The following is an 18,919-nucleotide window of genomic DNA, read 5'->3' on the forward strand; positions in this document are numbered from 1 at the left end:
CGATGCAGGGCAGCCCCTTCCATCGCAAGACGCTTTGACGATCAGGGGCCTACTCGACCGTGACGCTCTTGGCGAGGTTGCGCGGCTGATCGACATCCGCTCCGATCAGCACGGCCGTATGATAAGCCAGCAACTGGATCGGCACGGAATAGACCAGCGGGGAGACCACCGACGGCATTGCCGGCATCACGATGGTCTTGGCGCCGGGAAGCGCGGCGGCCTTGGCCCCTTCCTCGTCCGTGATCAGGATGATGCGTCCGCCACGCGCGGCGACTTCCTGCATGTTCGAGACGGTCTTTTCGAAGATCGCATCGAAGGGAGCGATCACCACCACCGGCATGCTTTCGTCGATGAGGGCGATCGGGCCATGCTTGAGTTCACCCGCTGCATAGCCCTCGGCGTGGATGTAGCTGATTTCCTTGAGTTTCAGCGCGCCTTCCAGGGCGAGCGGGAAACTCGTGCCACGGCCGAGATAGAGCACGTCCTTCGCCTTGGAAAGGTCGCGCGCGCAGGCCTCGATCTCATGATCGAGGCGGAGGGCCTCCGCCATCAGGCGCGGTGCCTCGATCAGGGCCCGCACCAGTTCCTTTTCCGCTTCGGGTGTCAGTGTGCCGCGGGCCTTGCCGGCACCGATCGCCAGACAGGCCAGCACGGCCAGCTGGCAGGTGAAGGCCTTGGTGGAAGCGACGCCGATTTCCGGTCCGGCGAGCGTGCGCACCATGGCATCCGCCTCACGCGACATCGTGGAGGTCGGCACGTTGACGACGGCGAGCGTGTGCTGGCCGTTTTCCTGGCAGTAGCGCAGGGCCGCCATGGTATCGGCGGTCTCGCCCGATTGGGAGACGAAGAGCGACAATCCGCCCTTTTCGAGCGGCGCTTCGCGGTAGCGGAATTCGGAGGCGATATCGACCTCGACCGGCAGGCGCGCATAGCGCTCGAACCAGTATTTCGCCACCTGCCCGGCGAAGGACGCCGTACCGCAGGCCGAAATGGTCAGGCGACTGAGATTCTTCCAATCGAAAGGCAGGCTCGGCAAACGAACGGTTTCGCTGGTCATGTCGACCAGGGAAGCCAGGGTGTGGGAAATCACCTCGGGCTGCTCGTGAATCTCCTTGGCCATGAAGTGGCGATAATTGCCCTTCTCGACGATGGCCGCCGAAATCTCCGCCTTCTGGATCGGACGTTCGACCTGATTGAACTCAGAGTCATAGATCGTTGCGGTGGAGCGGGTAATCACGACACTATCGCCATCTTCAAGATAAGCGAAAGTATTCGTCAGTGGACCGAGGGCGATCGCATCCGAGCCCAGGAACATCGCCCCGTTGCCGTATCCGACTGCCAGCGGCGGCCCCAGCCGGGCGCCGATGATGAGATCGTCCTCCCCCGCGAACAGGAAGCCGAGCGAGAAGGCGCCGCGGATACGCGTGAGGCAGGCCTGCACGGCTTCGATCGGCGACAGGCCCCTTTCCAGCTCGCGCGTGACGAAATGCGCGATGACTTCGGAATCCGTCTCAGACTGGAAATCAGCGCCATCTGCGCTCAATTCGTCCCGTAATTCGCGGAAATTCTCGATGATGCCGTTATGGACGACGGCTACGCGCTCGGTGGCATGCGGATGGGCGTTGTCCTCCGTCGGCCTGCCATGTGTCGCCCAGCGTGTATGCCCGATGCCGCTGGTGCCCTTGAGTGGCGCCTGGCCGAGCTTGGCCTCGAGATTGACCAGCTTGCCCTCGGCGCGCCGGCGGACGATGGCTCCGCCCTCCAGGGTCGCAATACCGGCGGAATCATATCCCCGGTATTCCAGTCTTCGCAACGCATCCACCAGCGGCATGGCCACTGATTCGTTGCCAAGAACACAAACAATACCACACATGTGCTCTACCTTATCTTGGTCCGAATCAAAACAATGGTGTTTTCGATTAAGGAACTCTGGATAGAAGGCATATTCAAAATGCCTTACGTTTTGTAACGACAGGCGTCCGCAACCCGCCCGGCCCAAGGCCGCAGGACGAGTTTTGCCAGACATTCGAGCAAGCTTCCGGCACCTCACAAGGTGCCCGCCACCCCCAGCCGATTTGTTGTCATGAGGTTGATGGCCGACAGCCAGAATCCGTTGCCGCGACAGGCTGGTGTTGGATTGCCCACCCTGCGGCAGCCGGTCCGGACACAGCGCCGAAACACATGGAACGGCGACCCGCAATCGAGCCGCTTCATACTTCCCTGCCTCGCAACTGATCACATCCCGGTCATAAATGATTCATAAACAGCCAGCCCCATGAACTCAACATACACAATATGGTCAGAATATGGTCAGTGTAAATACAGCATATTTCTTCCGTTATACCCATTCCGTTCATATAGATGAACAAAATGGGGTTTTATCACCCTATTTGCAACCATTCAAATTTGGCTTCACCAATGGGAAAACATTATAAGCTTGCAATCCATTTTCGATGAGTTTAAAAAGCCGACTCGCTGAGGTTGGCAATGCCATAGGTACTGATGAATCGTGCCGTATGGGGCATTGGTTGAATCGGAGGACGGATGGCGAAAGTGCCCTGTGCGCTATCGGTGTTTATGAGCGCAGCAGTTACCTTCGCTCATGCCGCCCACCCAACAGCCAGAGCCCCGACGCATCTTCGGCTGCGCAGACATTGCTGCGATGCAATATCCGCGAGGGCCGGACGAGGCGAACATTCGGTTCGGTTGCGCATGCTGGTTCACCGCCATGCACTGGAATCACCAACCGTCCGGAACGGACAGAGGCCGCCCGAGGGAAAAACAGGAAAGATTGGAATTGTTCACAGAAACAATCCACATTTCCTGCTGTAGACGCCTAGACAACAATCAGTTGAAAACCAAATAGTCGCCTTACTTGCGTCATTCTTTTGTAAAGATTCTCAGGTCTTTATGGAATTGATGATTCAGTAGGGAATCTATACATGGGCAACCACGGGATAGGCACTATTGAAACCTAACAGATTTCCATCGTCGGAGACCGCCGACGTGCCTTTACTCGCGGTCCATGAAAGCGGCCGCGCTTGGTTCTCCGCTGCCGACGTCTATTCGCAAGCTGTGCGCGCCGAATGCGCCGACCTGGTCAAGCGTGCCGACAATGTCGAAACCGCCCAGGTCGCGCTGCCGCGCCTGAAATATCTGCTTTCCCGTTTTCCGGGGGAGCTGGACGTCAATCTCTCCCACGCGCTCGTCGCCGAGATGACCCGTGTCCGTGAGGGCATGCTGGAACTCTGGACGGACGTCCACGAGAAATTCCCCGACAATTACCGGGCCCTGCAATACCGCCTGCGCTGGCTGTCACGGCACCAGCGCACGGCCGAGGGGCTCGAAATCCTGGAGCGTCATTATCCGGGCATGCCCTCGGATGTGGACCGGCGCCTCAACAAGGCCGAGCTTCTGGTCGAGCTGCGGGAAATGGCCAGCGCCAAGGCGCTGTTCGTCTCGACCCTCGCGGATTTCCCGGACTCCAAGACCGCTCCGCTCGTCTATGCCAAGCGGTTGCGCGAATGGGGGGAATTGACCGAAGCCCTCACGATCCTGGATCGGCTTCTGGCGACCGGACAAGCCCCCAAGAACGCCTCGGCGATGGCCGAGGAACTGCGCAAGGGCATGGAAGTGCTTGACCGGCGCGTGCCGGACTGGCGGACATGCGGCATCCCGGCGCGCATCGTGGTGCTGAGAGCGGCCATCGACATCTTCCGCGACCGCTCCGTGCGCCCGGTGGTGCCTGGGCAGCTCGGCTCCGTCTCCCTGATCACCGGCAGCCTCGGCACTGGCGGGGCGGAGCGCCAGCTTGCCCGCACGGCAGCGCGGCTGGAACGCACTCGGCGCGAGAGCGGAAGCATCTCGGGCCGAAAGATCCGAGGCCCCATTCAGGTGGTGGTCAAGTCGCTTAGCCGCGAGAACAATCACGACTTCTTCCTGCCGATGATCGCCTGCGAGCAGGTCGAAGCCTACCAGATCGACAACATGACCCCGGCCCGCCCGGCCGACCTCGTCGCCGAAGATAGTGATCTGCGGCATTTGCTACCCCTGGTGCCAGCCCATGCGGCGTTCGGCACGCAGCGCCTGGTCGAGCATTTTCGCCGGCATGAAACCGATATCGCTTATATCTGGCAGGACGGCGCCGTGCTGTTCGCCGCGCTGGCGGCACTCGTCGCCGGCGTTCCTCGCATCGTCCTCAATGTGCGCGGCCTGCCCCCGGTCCTGCGGCCGCACCTGTTCCGCGGCGAATATGAGCCGATGTATCGCGCCCTGGCCCAGATCCCCGGGGTCGAGTTCATGAGCAACAGCCATGCCGCCGCCAAAGCCTATTGCGATTGGCTCGGCTTGCAGCAGGAGCGTTTCACCATCGTCCACAACGGGGTGGAGCATCTGCCGGCCGATCCGAACGAGACGGACGAGGAGCGCTGGCAGAAATTCGAGCGCCGCACGGCGGATGCCACCGAGACGATTGGCGGTGTCTTCCGCATCGATGTCGATAAGCGTCCCGAGCTCTGGATCGACTTCGTGCGCGCCTATCACGAGACCCGGCCGAATGCCCGCTTCGTCCTGGTCGGCAGCGGGCCGCTGCTGCCGCGGGTGCGCCAGCGCGCCGCCGAACTCGGCATCGCCGACCGGATCCTGTTCGTGGGCCGTTCGGCCAGCGTCGGCTACTGGTTGGCAAAGATGGATGCCTTCGTGCTGCTGTCGCGCTTCGAGGGCCTGCCGAACGTGCTGATCGAAGCCCAGCTTGCCGGCATTCCTGTGGTGAGCACGCCGGCGGGCGGCGCCTGCGAAACCTTCACGCCGGGCGTGACGGGGTTGGCCACCGACACGGTCGAGGCGGTCGATCTGGAAGCCCTGTGCGCCAAGGTGGGCCATGTCATCGACTGGCGCCGCTCGGATCCGAGCCTTGCCGACCGCATCCGGCAAATCGCTTCCGAACGCTTCTCCACCAGCCTGATGGTGCAGCGAACCGTGGATTTGTTGACGAGCCCGCCGGCGGCGGATCCTCCCGCCGAGCATCCCCGGAAATACAAGAGAGCCCGAGCCCGCTGACCCCTTCCAGCCGGGGGCATGCTGCCGCTGGCGACAAGGGACCAGTCACACCATAAGACGGGCAGTAAATATTTAAATCGCAATGAAATTGCGCTTTTTATAATTACTGTAACTATAGTGTCAGATATTTGCAATGTAATGTCGTTTACTAATATTTAATATCGCCATTATGCTGCCAAACTCAGATGCTGTATTGGCCACCTGGCCCAAAAAGACACACTGATTTGTACCAACACTTCTGATCATCTCAGCGTGATCAGATCAATTGATCACATGTGTGATCGCCGCGTGCCTGCCCAGGCAAATATGACGAGTGAGATAGAAGATGGACATTGCGAACGACGCCTTTTCGAACGCCTCCTTCGGCCATAGCGTCATTCCCGGCCCTGCAAGCTGGACTCAGCCGAAGCGGCGCATGTCGCCCTCGGCGCCGGAATTGCGCAGCCATCTCGAAACCATGCGCGATGCCTGGCAGGCCTCCAACTGGGACGCGGTGATCGCCGAGGCCGACAAGTTGCTGGCGATTTCGCCCAGCCATGCCAATGCGCTGAAGATGCGCCTGAGAGCGGCCATCAATGCCGGCCTGCTGGACAAGGTTGCCCAATCGGCCGTCGCCGCCGCCGAAGCGCACCCCTCGACCGCGTTTCTGGCAGCCAAGAAACTCCTGAGCAGCCACCAGGTCGAAGACGCCGCCAAGGTCCTGATTGCCATCCGCCATGCCGATGCCGGCAATATCGAGGGTTTCGACGATATCGCCGCGCGGGTCGGCAGCAATCTCGCCAAGGCCGCCGTCGAGCTGGAGCGGGCGGGTGACCAGGACGGCTATCGCCGCGTGCTTCGCCTCGGCAACACGGTGGCCCCTGCCGATCCGGTCCTGCGCAAGCGTATCATCGCCCTGCGCAATGACGTGGTGGACCAGGCCAAGCAGACCGATCTCGAACAGGATCCCGCCGCCTTTACAGCCGCCTGGGAACAGGTCCTGAAGGTCGACCCGCGCCATCCCACGGCGACCAAGCGTCTGGCGACCGCCGCCGAGCGGACCGGCACGCCGGAACGGGCGCTCGAATTGTGGTCGCGCCTGCTGGATATCGATCCCACAGATCAGGTTGCCGCCAAGCGCCTCGCTCGGGCCGCCGGACAGGCGGAACTCGAATATACCGGCCTGGTGACGCTGTATCAGGCCGGCCTGGCTGTGCCCGAAATCGACTATGTCAACCGCCTGATCCAGCGCGTCCGCCGTGCCGCCAAGCTCGCCCTGCGCGGTGGCGAAGCCCGCCAGGCGGCGCTTCACCTCGCGCTGCTGGCCAAGGTCGGCCAGGACGACGACGAGTTGCAGCTGCTGCGCCGCAAGGTCTCGGCGATCCTCTCCAAGGAGCTGAGCGCCCATCGCCGCGAAAAGCGTCCGGCCGAAGCCGCGGACATCGCCTATCTCCTGCTGCAGATCGATTCGGAGAACGTGCCGGCGCTGACGGCGGTGGCACATCACCTCTATCAGACGCACGCCTTCACCGACTCCGCCAACTACTATCAGCGCGTTCTCGAGCTCAAACCGGACTCCGCCACCCATTGGCTGCATCTGGCGCGCGCCAGCCATCGGGCCGGCGATCTCGCCACGGCCTCGGCCGCGGTCGCCCGCAGCCGCGAACTCGCCCCGGACAACAGCGCCAGCAAGAACCTGGAAGGTCTGCTGAACCTCAAGCTGGCGAGCTGAGCCTAAGCGTCCTGCGAGCCGGCGCCCACGCCGGCTTCGCAACACGCATCCGAACGAAAAGTTGAAACCAAGGCGCGTTCTACCAGAACGCGCCTTGTTCCGAGGAGCCGGAGATCAAGGTGAGCAGAGTGACCGAAGCGCCGGAGCTGCATCGTAACGGCGATGCGCCGGCAGAACATGCAAGTCCCAGGGCGGCCTCCTTCGATGACGGCCAGCTCGAAGGGGCGGCGATTGCCATGGGCGGCGCCCTGCACGGTTCCGGTTCCCCCGTCCGCCGCAAGGCCAAGCTTGCAGCGGTTACCACACCGCAGGATTCTTCCTCCGACGCCGAGCTCCAGGCCGCGCTCGATCGTGAGGCGGCCGCGACGCGGCGCATCCGGGAACTGGAAGCCGAACTGGCCGAGCGTTCCCTGGCCGAGGACACCGTCACGCTCACCACCCGGCTGCAGCAGCTCGAACGGGACCTCGACGTCTACCGCGAAGCCAAGCGCAGCGCCGAACTGGCCGTGCTCGACACGCGCAGCGTCTGGAAGCATGCGGAACAGCGCATCGCCAAGCTGCGCGAGAGCCATACCTACCGGCTCGGCCAGGTGATGATGAACGGATTTTCGAGCTGGCGCGACGGCTTGCGCCTGCCGGCCCGCATCGCCGAATGGTATCGCGACTATCGTCATTCGCTTTCGCTGCCGGGCGATCTCGTGCCGGCCGGCGCAGCCCCCGAATATCTCCAACTGTCCGAAATCGCCCTCGCCAAGGCGCAGAAGGACGGCCTGGCGGCAGCCGAGCGCTGGATCCACGACCAGCGTCCGCGCGGCAGCGTGCTGTCGCGCGTGCTGCTCGATCTTGCCAAGCAGGCCCGGGCCACCGATCCGGCTGCCGCCGTCGCCCTTGCCAAGGCCGCGGCCGAGGCCGATCCCAACGAGGGACGGGTCAAGCTCCTGGCCTTCACGCTGATGGACGCCGGCTCGATCGACGAGGCCAGCGCCATTCTCCAGGAAGCCCTGCGCGCCGGCGCAGCTCTCAATCCGACCGAAACGCGTCGCTACGAGGAACTGATGGCGCTGGAGCGGTTCAAGGGCCAAGGCGTCCGCCTGCCCAAGCCCGTATCGCGCAAGGCACGAAGCACGCGCCTCAACATCCTGCTCTACGTGCCGCAGTCCCTGCCCTATCACTGGTCCGCCATCAGCATGCGCACGCATGCCCTGGCCCAGGAGCTCACCGGCCTCGGCTGTTTGGTGCGGGTGGTCACACAGCCCGGCTATCCCGTGCGCAACGCCGGCGCCTCCCGCAAATCCGGACCGGACGTGGTGGACGGCATCGCCTATCACCGCCTGGCGCCCGTCGAAGCGGCACCGGCCATCATCGATCACTACGCCCGGGAAGCCGGCGTGGCGCTCGGACGGATCGCCCGGACGCTGGAAGCCGACGTCATCATGGTGTCCGGCGATCTGGAGGCCGCCTATCCGGCCGCGATCGCGACCCGTATGACCGGCGCCGATCTCGTCCTCGACTGCCAGCGAGTGGCATCGACGACCGATGCCACGCCCGTCAACGACCGCGAAGCGCTTTTTCGCCAGGCGGATGACGTCCTGATGGCGGAGGCGAGCCTGATGCTCGCCCGCTGGCCCGGCGCCACCGAAACCCTTGCGGCCCGGGGGATTCCTGCCGCAAAGCTCTTGATGCTGGGCGAGAATGCGCCGACCTTCAAGCAAGACGAGAAGACCCCGGCTTGGCGCAGCGACCCGGCTCTCAAGGACCGGCTGGTTCTCGGTTATATCGGCGATCCCTATGAGGACCTCGACCTGGAGGGCATCGGAGACGCCTTCGACAGGCTCGTCGCCGACGGGCTCGACGTCGCGCTGGTGATTTTCGGCGTGGGTTCGCGCTTCCTCAAACTGCATGAGCGCCTGAGCCATATGGGCCATGGCGAGCGCGTGCTCTTTCCCGGCCGTCCCAAGGTCGGCGCTATCGCCGAAGCCTACAAGGCGATCGACATTTTCGTCACTCCGACCCTCGCGGGTTCGTCCCGGACCGAACGGACCCGGTTCGAACTCGTCGATGCCCTCATGCATGGCAAGATCATCGTGGCATCCGACGGCGCGGTGGCGCGCGCTATTCTGGGCGAGGCAGCCGTCTGGATCGATGAAGGCGAGAATGGCCTTGCCCAAACGCTCGGCCGGCTCGCCGGCGACACCTCGCAGCGCAATGCGCTGCAGGGAAGGAGCGCGGGCCGGGCCGAGGAATGGCGCCGGCTGTCCTCCGCGGGCGCGCTGGTCGAACGGCTCCGCAAGGCCCGGGCGGTTTCCTCGTCATGATGGCTTTCCGCACTCAGTCTGCCGTGCAGCCGGTGGATGACGCCGGCGCGAGCGACGCCGCGCCGACGCCTCACGAGATCTCGGCGCGAGACATCGTCTCGGCTGCCGTGGCCGAAGGTCTGCGGGCAGGCAATGGCGCGCAGCGCGTGACCACGGCCGAGGTCAATCAGGCTCGCGACATTTCCGGTGCGATGCGCCGGCTGCCCGAGCTGCCCGAGGCCCTCGACAAGCTGCTTCCCTACGTGGTCAAGCATCCGCGCGAGGAGCGCTTCCAGGCTTTGGTCGCCCGGGCGCTCGAGCGCGTGCAGGATCCGCGCGCCCTTCTGGTCTGGCGGGGTATCGACGAGCGCTTTCCCACCTCGCGCGAAGCCTTCTTCCGAGTGCTGCGCTGGACCATCCGCATCGATGGCGTCGATGCGGGCAGGACACTTCACGCCGAGCGCTTCCCCGAAGAGCCGGAAGATCCCTCGCAATTGCTGATCTATGGCCGCGGCCTGATCGAATTGAAGGATTTCGACGGCGCCGAAGCCGCCTTCGGGCAGCTCGTAGAGATGGACAACACGCCCGAATCCGTGCTGGTCGCGCTCGGACGCCTCTATGTCTCCTTGGGACAGCCGATGCGGGCGCGCGAAATCATCGAATTCGCACGCGACAAGTTCGGCGAGACCAAGCACATCGCCCAGACGCAGGCGCGGATCGAACAGGACCTGCGCAGCCTCAGCGAGCTCGTGCCCGATCACGCCGACAGTGACGACCATCTGCCCAATCTGGTGATCGAACGCGTGTTCGAGATGGCCATCGCCCAGCGCGAGGCAACCACGGATTTCGAACCGCGCCGCTTCGTCGGGCCGGTCGTGCTGATCAATGGCAGCCTGGGATCGGGTGGTGCCGAACGCCAGTTCACCAACACGGCGCTTGGCCTGAACCGGGCCATCCATTCGGCCAATCCCATCGCGGGCGCCGACATCATGGGGCCCATCCATGTGGTCTGCAGCTCGCTGCATTCGCGTGCCGGCGCCGATTTCTTCGTGCCGCAATTCGTGGAAGCGGGCCTGCCGATCCATGAATATTCGCTGTTTGCCGAATATGGCGGACGCCCGCGCTATTCCCGCGTCAAGGACCTGATCGGCTTCCTCGATCACCTGCCGACGCAGATGCGGACGGGCGTGGTCAGGCTCACCGACGCGCTGAAATATATCAGCCCCGACATCGTGCATATCTGGCAGGACGGCTCGGTCCTCGCCACGGGGCTGGCCGCCCTGCTGGCGGGCGTGCCGCGCATCCTGCTCGGCGTGCGCACATTGCCGCCGGAAGACCGTTTCGAACGCAACAAGCCCGAATATGAAGCGGTCTATCGCTCGCTGCTCTCGGCCCGGGGCGTCGCCATCGTGGCGAACTCACAGGCCGCCGGCGAGCGCTACGAGGCCTGGCTCAAACTGCCGCGCGGCTCGGTGCGCATCATTCCCAACGGGCTCGATCCCCTGAGCACCGCAACCGACGAGAAGACCCTGGCCCTGACCCGGAAGCTCGAAAGCTTCGACGTCAAGGCCGGTTTCACCATCGGTTCGGTCATGCGCTTCGACGACAACAAGCGCCCGCTGCTCTGGCTAGAAACTGCGGCGAGCCTGGCTGCACGCGTGCCGGATGCCCGCTTCATCCTGGTGGGCGACGGCCCGCTGCTCGGCAAGGCGACTGCCTATGCCGAGGAATTGGGTATCGCCGATCGCGTGCTGTTCACCGGCCGCTCGCCCCGTGTCGGCCACTGGCTGTCGCATATGGACGTCTTCCTGTTGCTGTCCCGCCACGAGGGCCTGCCCAACGTGCTGATCGAAGCCCAGTTCAGCGGGGTCCCCGTCGTCACCACGCCAGCCGGCGGCGCCGCCGAGACGCTGATGCCCAAAGTGAGCGGCACCGTACTGCCCTCGATCGACAATCTGGAGCCGGACGCCATCGCCAGCGAAGTGCTGGCCTGGCGCCGCGACCATCAGGAGCGCGCCGAACTCGCCGCCAATGTGGCCCAATGGTCCCGCGAACGCTTCTCCATGCGCCGCATGCTGGAGCTGACCGTCGATGCCTATCTCGACCGCTAATCCGCGAGGCGACAGCGCATGAAGCGAATGATCGAACAGGACACCAAGGCCGCGGATTCCGGGCAGGCGATCGACCAGGTCCTCGCTCTGGCCGGTGACGGACGGACGCAGGACGCCCTCGCCCTGCTGACGCTGCCGGTGGCCGCCGTCCCGCGCAATCGCAACCAGGTTCGCCGCCTCGTCGTCGCGCCGGCCATGCGTGCCGGCGAACTCGACACGGCCCGGATCTTCCTGGAACGCCTGGTCGAGGCCAACCCCTCTTCCAGCGACGACCTTCTTACCCTCGGCAGCGTGATGATGCGCTCCGGCCGGCGCGAAGCAGGCCAGGCGCATATCGACAGGGCCGGAGAACTCGACCCCGACAATCTCGCCATCGCGGCGGTAAGGCTGCAGGCTCTGGTCCAGGGAACCGATTTCGACGCCGCCCGCGACTTCGCACGCCGCTATGCCGACCGCAGCCCCGACCATGCGCGGCTCGCCCAGCTGTGCCTGATCGCCCTCGCGCGAGCAGGCGATCTCGATACCAGCCTCGTCATCGTCGAGCAGTTGCAGGATCGGGCCGACCTGACGGCCGACCTCGCCCTCGAGGTCGCCCAGGTCCTGCAGCTGGCGGGGCGCCACGAGCAGGCGCTGGCCATCGGCCGCAAAGCCCTGGACCAGGGCGGGGAGGCGCCCCGGCTTCATCTGGTCGTCGCCAATGCGATGCTGTCGCTGGGCGGGGATGACGCGGAGATCCTCGAGCATCTGCGCCAGGCCCGTGACAAGGCCGCAAAGGACGTGCTGCTGCTGCGCACCCTCGGCGAGACCCTGCTCAGGCTGCGGCAGAACGAGGAGGCGGTCGACGTCCTCCGCCAGGCCAGCGAGCTCGCACCGGACCTGCGCAACCTCAAGATGCTGCTGGCGCGCGCCCTGCGGCTGGCCCGCCACTATGACGAAGCAGCCACACTGCTGCGCAAGCTGGCGCAGGAAGACCCCCATTCGCCGGCCTTGCAGCGCTACACCATCTCGACGCTGCTGCAGGCGGGCCTGAAGGATGAAGCCCAGGGGCATTATGCCGACCTGGTCGGCCGGAAACGCGCCTATCTGCAGGGTTCCTTCGCCGATGCACTGGCTCGTCTCGACGAGAACCTGGCCAATGCGCCCATCCCCAAGGGCAGGCTCGACTTCGCCTGGTCGCTCGCAAGCCGGCTTGCCGGCCGCGAGCCCATGGACCGCAAGGCCTGGGACGACCGGGCGCGCTGGGGCTGTCTGGCCGACCTCTTGCTGCTCGATTGGCTCGAATGCGCTCCCGAGCGGGCGGGCGAAGTGGCGGCCATGCTCGATGGCATCGATGCCGCCGTGGCAGGCATCCGCAAGGGCTTGGACAAGGGCAAGGGAGCCCTGCTGATCAGCCCGCATATGGGGCCGATGTATGCCGGGCCGCTGGCGCTGCACATGGCGGGCATTCCGATGAAATGGCTCGCTTCCGCCCCCAAGATCGCCTCCTTCCCGCATGTCGGTTCGCTGATCTCCACCAGCGAACACTCGGAGCTGGAAGTCACGCGCGAGGTGATGACCTCCCTGCGCCAGGGCAATGCCGTGGTCATCGCCATCGACGGCGCCATGAGCCCCGCTGCCCCGCGCGTCGGCTGGGAAGGACGGCAGGTGACCTATTCCCAGTTCGCTGGCGGGCTGTGCTACCGCCTTGGCGTTCCGAGCTTCATCACCATTCCCTATTGGCAGGACCGCCGCGTGAAGTTCCACGTCGAGGCCATGCCGGCCAAGCAGGAGGGCCAGGAATTCCCGGCCTTCGCCCAGGCCTATCAGGACGCGTTCTTCCACGAAGTCGAACGGCAGATCCTGCGCGGCCCCGAAAACCTCCGGCTCAGCGGCGGCATCTGGCGAGGTATTCGCTGATGGCTCCGCTTGCCGCATCCAACCGATCATCCCCAGCCGAGCCTCACAGGCTTTCCTGTGAGCGCGAGGAGAAGAGGATGACGAAACCTCCATCCGCGAAGGGTTCCCTTCCCCTATTTCGAAACCCGTCCGCCGACCACAGGAGGACGGCGACCTATGGACGATCCGTCGGCTTCGGCGATCGACCCACGCAACCGCCCTCAGGGCGTCGCAATGACAAACCGCAAGGAGTTATGTCTTGAGTCAGAAACGCAAGATCGCAGTCATCGGGCTGGGTTATGTCGGCCTGCCGGTCGCGGTAGCCTTTGCCAAGCATGGCTATGACACCATCGGCTTCGACATCGATCAGACCCGCGTCAAGGAATTGCAGGCCGGCGAAGATCGGACGCGCGAAATCTCCAGCGAAGAGCTGAAGGCGACACCGCCGATCTTCTCCTGGAATCCGGCCGACCTCAACAAGGCCGATTTCTTCATCGTCACCGTGCCCACGCCTGTCGATAGCGCCAACCAGCCCGACCTCGGCGCCCTGCGCGCGGCCTCGCGCACGGTCGGCGGCGCCCTCAAGCGCGGCGACATCGTCGTCTACGAGTCCACCGTCTATCCCGGCGCGACCGAGGAAGAATGCGTGCCCGTGCTGGAAGCCGCCTCCGGCCTTACCTGCGGCGTGGACTTCACCGTCGGCTATTCTCCCGAGCGCATCAATCCGGGCGACAAGGAGCACACCTTCACCAAGATCAAGAAGGTGGTGTCCGGCCAGGACGAGGAAACCCGCGCCATCGTCGCCGAGGTCTATGGTTCGGTCATCACCGCCGGCGTGCATGTCGCTCCCACCATCAAGGTGGCGGAAGCCGCCAAGGTGATCGAGAACGCCCAGCGCGACATCAACATCGCCTTCATGAACGAGCTGTCGCATATCTTCCAGCTCCTCGACGTCGATACCGGCGACGTGCTCGAAGCGGCCTCGACCAAATGGAACTTCCTGCCCTTCAAGCCGGGTCTGGTCGGCGGCCATTGCATCGGCGTCGACCCCTACTACCTGACCTATCGTTCGGAGAAGGCGGGCTACCATCCCCAGGTCATCCTGTCGGGACGGCGCATCAACGACTCCGTCGGCGAGCGCATCGCCCGCGAATGCGTGCGTCTGCTCCTGCAGGAGGGCCGGAGGGTCCAGAACGTGCTGCAGCTCGGCCTGACCTTCAAGGAAGACGTTCCGGATCTGCGCAACTCCAAGGCGGCCGGCATCCTCAAGGAGCTCAACCGTTTCGGCATCCAGACCGCGGTGCACGATCCCTGGGCCTCCAACGAGGAGGCGCTGCACGAGTATGGCGTCGAGCTTTCCGAGCTGGACGAGGTCGAGCCGGCGGATGCCATCATCCTGGCCGTTCCCCACAAGGAATATGCCACCCAGGGCTGGCCGCTGATCAAGTCGCGGCTGCGCAACGGCACGGGCGTGGTCATGGATGTCAAGGGCGTACTCGATCGCGCCACAGCGCCGGAGGGCGTCACGGTCTGGCGGCTGTGACCTCGCGCCCTTGAACGCCCAACGAACCATAGGCGCTCCGGCGCCACGCCTGCCCCGCTTCCATGGGGCAGGCACGGGCTTTGGCTTCTCCCTGCGTCGTCCCGGCGCGGGGATGAGGCCCCGTGCCCATTGCACTGGCGGACAGCAGGCAGACCCGTTATCCCCCAGCTGTCACCGGCCCATGGCGAACAGAAGGATCATGGCCGATGACATCCGCTGAAGTGCTCGAACAAGATTGGGACGGGTATCTGACCCTGCTGCGCCGCGCGCTGCGCGATCTGCCCGAAAACAATGTCAAGACGCGGCGAGCGGTCTACAATCATGCCGAAAAGACCCAGAAGCAGCTTTTTGACGACGATGAAGGCGAGACCGATGCCGAGGATCTCGACTATCATCATCGCCTGCTGAGGACGACGATCCGCATCCTCGAAAACGACATCCGTGCCGATGTCGACGTCTTCGCCGACAGCTATGCGCCGCCGGATCTGCGCGAAGCCGCCAACAAGCTGGCCGAAGCACGCGACCTCAGGCGCTCCCGCAAGCGCAATGCCGCCGCCAGGGAGGCCCGGCTGGTCGAGGGCGGGGTCCAGGAAGACTATCTCAGCCGTGCCAGCCGGCAGGACCTGGAGCTGATCGCCCACCTCAGCAACGGGCTGTTCCTTGCCGACCCGGCCCGCGGTAAGAACGGCCGCGGCACGCGTGTCGCCGGTGCGATCGGTGTGATCCGCGCCATCCTCATCGTCCAGTTCCAGCTCATCGCCTCCGAGAGCCGCTTCGGCATCCTCTGGATGCTGATTCAGCCGGCCGTGTTGCTGACGCTGATCTCGCTGGTCTACTTCATTCTACAGACGCAGTTCATCATGAACATGGACGTGCCGACCTTTGCCCTGGTCGGAAGCACGACATGGATCATGTGCCGCCAGGTGATCTTCCGGGTGAGCACGGCGATCGCGCACAACCGCATCTTCATAAATCTGCCGCCCGTGCGGCCGATCCATCAGGCGCTCGCCTATGCGATCCAATATCTGATCATTTACGCCGTCGTCTTCGTGATCCTGCTGACCTGCGGAAGGCTGGTCAACATGATCACCCTTCCTGCCAATGTGCCGACGGTGATCAGCTATGTCGTCGCGATGTGGTCGTTTGGTTTTGCGATCGGTCTCATCTTCGGCAGCATCGCCGTACACTGGCCGTTCTTCCTGCGCCTGGCTTCGGTGCTCGAACGCGCCTTGCAGCTGTTCTCTTCGGTGTTCTTCGTGACCGAGCAGTTGCCCGAGGAATATCGCGGCTATGTGCTGTGGTCCCCGACCGCCCACGGCATGCAGCTTCTGCGCGCGGCCTACTTCCCGGGCTACGCCTCCTCGGACGCCAACCCGACCTATTTCTATTTGTGTCTGATCGCCGTGCTCGGCATCGGCCTCCTGGCCGAAAAGCACGCACGGCCTCGCATCCAACCCGTGTGAGGATCATGATCGCGCTCGAACATGTCGTGGATACGCCGATGCTGGGGGGAGCTCCCTATCCGGTGGCGCTCGACATCACCATGACGCTGCCGATCGGGCGCTATGCCGTGGTTTCACCGGATCCGATCGCGCGCAAGCCTGCCATCGACCTGCTTGCCGGCCTGCGCCCTCCAACCAGCGGCCATGTCGTACGAGGCGGCAGTTGTTCCTGGCCGATCGGGCGCGCGGGCTTTGTCCGTGGTAAATTGAGCGGGAGACAAATTGTAGCCTTAATCTCCCGTTTGTATCATCTTGACTATAGATTCTGTATATACCTCGTCGAGTCGATGTTGACTCTGCCGGAATACCTCGACGAGTTCGTAGAGCATTGGCCGGCCACAGCGCGGCAGGAATTCGGGTATATTTTGCCACTCCTGCCGACATTTGACATCTACGTCGTCGACGGCACGTTCCCCTATCGGAAAGATCGCTTCACATTGTTGTGGCGAGCCCTTTTCGAGCAGCGCATTGACGGTCGGATGCTTCTCTTGTCGACCGTCCGCAAATCCGAAGTCGATGAGTTCTGTGACACCGCCCTCATCCTCAATCAGGGTCTGATCGAAATAGAGAGCCAACTTGACGAAGTCCTCCGCAAATTCCCTCTCCGTCCCGACATCAACGACACTGGACGAGGTCAACCCGAGCCCCTTGTCGACGATCAATTCGCTTAGAGGCGAGATTGCTCCGGAACAGAGTGCGGCCTTTCTGCGCTACCAGCACAAGGTGCGGCGGCGGCGGCGGCGTTTTTCCTTGATCGGACTGATGCTCGCTTTGCTGCCGCTGGCGCTGACGGCGTTCTATGTCTTCGTTGTCGCCACGCCTCTCTATACCGCGGAATCGCGATTTGCGATCCGGGGCGGCGATGTCCAGCCGCCCGCGGGCGTCGGCGGCCTGCTCACCCCCGGCTCGTCCGGCATGGGTGTCACCGGCTTCGTCGATGGCTACGCGGTACGCGACTTCCTGCAGTCGCGCGAAGCGATGGACGGGCTAGCCAAGAAGATCGATCTGGCCAAGATGCTCACCGAGCATCCGGCCGACCTGCTGGTGCGCCTGCCCGACAATCCGACGCCGGACGACCTCTACCGGGCCTACAAGTCGCTGATCACCGTGCGCTACAACATGATCGAGCAGATCGTCGTCATGCAGGTCGAGGCGTTCACCCCCGAGGATTCCGTCAAGATCTCCAACGCCCTGATCGATCTTTCCGACACCTTCGCCAACAACATGAACCAGCGCGCCCTCAACGATGCCCTCAAGGTGGCCCAGGAGGAAGTATCGCGCAGCGAACAGCGCGCGGCCGCTGCCCGCCTCGAAGTGGCGAACTGGCGCAACCGGAATGCCAATGTCGATCCGACGGGCGATCTCACTGTGCTGACCAATTTGATCGGCCAGCTCGAGGCCCAGCTTGCCACGGCCCAGACCGACCTCGGCCAGCTCAAGGCGACGCAGGGCGACAACCCGCGGCGCAAGAGCGTGGAGACACGCATCGCCACTCTCCGCAAGGAGATCGACGATACCCGCCAGAGGCTGGGTGGCGGCAGCGAAACGGTGGCCAAGCAGCTTTCGAGCTATGAGAGCCTCAAGATCGCGCAGGATTTCGCCGACACCAATCTGGCCTCGGCCCGCCAGTCCCTAGACCAGGCGCGCGTGGCGATCCTGCGCCAGCAGCGCTACGTCTCGCCGATCGCCCAGCCCAAGGCCGACTACACGCCCACCTATCCCCAGAAGCTCACGGCTCTCGGCTCCGCCCTGCTGGTGGGCCTGGCACTGGTTTTTCTCACCTCGGTGGCCGGTGGCCTGATCCGAAACGCGATCTCGGGCCGTTGAGGGGTGGCGATGAAGCTTGGCGATGACATTTGCTTGGGCTGTTCGACTTTCCAGCCCTGCCGCTATCCCATTCATGCAAGGAGTGACGCGCGATGAAGGTATTCGTTCTGGGGTCCTGCCGTCTGCACAGGCCGATGGAGGAGATCGCCGCCACCGGGCGCTGCAGCCATTATGACGGCGGCTCGCGCGCCTATCTGCACTCGGTCGGCGAGGCCGTGCAGCGTCTGCGCTGGATGCGGGGCGAATTGACGATCCCCGACGGCATGGCGCCTTACGTCTTCTCGACGGAGCGTGTGCCCAGGCTTTCCGCCAACGCGCAGAAGGAACAGGCCAAGGCCGATTTCCTGCTCGTCGAGATCGCTTCCGAAAAGGAACTGATCTGTGACGGCATCTATCTCCAGCTCAACTATCTCCACCGCCATTTGCTCAGCCCCTTGGGCGAAGGAGGCAAATTGTGGTGGAAGGAGATGCTGCAGAAACGCAGCATTTCGGCCGACACCGCCCAAAAGGTCATCGCCTCCGAGCAGTTCGCCGAAGCGGGTTTCGGTGAGGCCGATGCGCGGATCCTGCGCAACGCCCGCTGCGAACTCGCCGACGAGAATGCCTTGCGCCAGGGCCTGATCGAGCTCAGGCAGCTGTGGGGCAAGCCGATGGCCGCCGTATCCCATGTCGGTCTGCCGCTTCAGGACGGGCGTGTGCTGCAAAGCCGCGAAGCCTTCATCGCCCGGGTGAAGAAGATCGGCGGCGAACTCGGCATTCCCGTCTTCGAACCGCGCGGCGTGATCGAGGCCGTCGGTCGCACGCGTGCCCTGGAACGCCAGGGCGCCGATCTCGACCATTACGACCCCGGCTTCGAACAAATGTATGGCTGGTATCTGCTCAACCGCGTGATCAAGCCGAATGTTTCCACCATTCCGGACCTGGCGGCCTGACGGCCCGCCGCGTCGGGTTTTATCCACCTCGGAGCAAGGCGCGTCTTGGTGCAACCGCCGCTCTGC

General features: G+C 64.0%; 11 protein-coding genes. 10 read left to right on the forward strand and 1 reads right to left on the reverse strand.

The window, feature by feature from the left end:
* Nucleotides 1-49: 49 nt before the first annotated feature.
* Nucleotides 50-1,873 carry a glutamine--fructose-6-phosphate transaminase (isomerizing) gene (glmS, locus tag C5L14_RS13490; protein ID WP_105862534.1) on the reverse strand — a complete coding sequence of 608 codons (1,824 nt, stop codon included), beginning with the start codon at nt 1,871-1,873 and terminating at the stop codon, nt 50-52.
* Between the two features lie 1,133 nt (nt 1,874-3,006).
* Between glmS and C5L14_RS13495 the strand changes: the two genes are divergently transcribed.
* From C5L14_RS13495 to C5L14_RS13540, 10 genes are all read left to right on the forward strand, one after another.
* Complete coding sequence (locus tag C5L14_RS13495; RefSeq protein ID WP_105862535.1) at nt 3,007-5,058, forward strand: glycosyltransferase; 2,052 nt, start codon at nt 3,007-3,009, stop codon at nt 5,056-5,058.
* A gap of 325 nt (nt 5,059-5,383) precedes the next feature.
* Complete coding sequence (locus C5L14_RS13500; protein ID WP_105862536.1) at nt 5,384-6,769, forward strand: tetratricopeptide repeat protein; 1,386 nt, start codon at nt 5,384-5,386, stop codon at nt 6,767-6,769.
* 119 nt (nt 6,770-6,888) lie between these two features.
* Nucleotides 6,889-9,084 carry a glycosyltransferase gene (locus tag C5L14_RS13505; protein ID WP_146126902.1) on the forward strand — a complete coding sequence of 732 codons (2,196 nt, stop codon included), beginning with the start codon at nt 6,889-6,891 and terminating at the stop codon, nt 9,082-9,084.
* Complete coding sequence (locus tag C5L14_RS13510; protein ID WP_146126903.1) at nt 9,081-11,174, forward strand: glycosyltransferase; 2,094 nt, start codon at nt 9,081-9,083, stop codon at nt 11,172-11,174. The genes C5L14_RS13505 and C5L14_RS13510 overlap by 4 nt, the downstream gene beginning before the upstream one ends.
* 18 nt (nt 11,175-11,192) lie before the next feature.
* The gene (locus C5L14_RS13515; RefSeq protein ID WP_146126904.1) at nt 11,193-13,070 is read left to right on the forward strand and encodes a tetratricopeptide repeat protein; all 1,878 of its coding nucleotides are present in this window, start codon (nt 11,193-11,195) and stop codon (nt 13,068-13,070) included.
* 238 nt (nt 13,071-13,308) lie between these two features.
* Nucleotides 13,309-14,592 carry a nucleotide sugar dehydrogenase gene (locus C5L14_RS13520; RefSeq protein ID WP_105862540.1) on the forward strand — a complete coding sequence of 428 codons (1,284 nt, stop codon included), beginning with the start codon at nt 13,309-13,311 and terminating at the stop codon, nt 14,590-14,592.
* A gap of 206 nt (nt 14,593-14,798) precedes the next feature.
* Nucleotides 14,799-16,055, forward strand: a complete 1,257-nt coding sequence (locus tag C5L14_RS13525; RefSeq protein ID WP_105862541.1) for an ABC transporter permease — start codon at nt 14,799-14,801, stop codon at nt 16,053-16,055.
* 5 nt (nt 16,056-16,060) lie between these two features.
* Nucleotides 16,061-16,765 carry an ATPase gene (locus C5L14_RS13530; protein WP_146126905.1) on the forward strand — a complete coding sequence of 235 codons (705 nt, stop codon included), beginning with the start codon at nt 16,061-16,063 and terminating at the stop codon, nt 16,763-16,765.
* Nucleotides 16,743-17,921, forward strand: a complete 1,179-nt coding sequence (locus C5L14_RS13535; RefSeq protein ID WP_105862543.1) for a sugar ABC transporter — start codon at nt 16,743-16,745, stop codon at nt 17,919-17,921. The genes C5L14_RS13530 and C5L14_RS13535 overlap by 23 nt, the downstream gene beginning before the upstream one ends.
* A 92-nt stretch (nt 17,922-18,013) precedes the next feature.
* Nucleotides 18,014-18,853, forward strand: a complete 840-nt coding sequence (locus C5L14_RS13540; protein WP_105862544.1) for a hypothetical protein — start codon at nt 18,014-18,016, stop codon at nt 18,851-18,853.
* Nucleotides 18,854-18,919 lie beyond the last annotated feature (66 nt).

Origin of the sequence: Labrys okinawensis (assembly GCF_002982075.1) — a bacterium.
GTDB lineage: Bacteria > Pseudomonadota > Alphaproteobacteria > Rhizobiales > Labraceae > Labrys > Labrys okinawensis_A.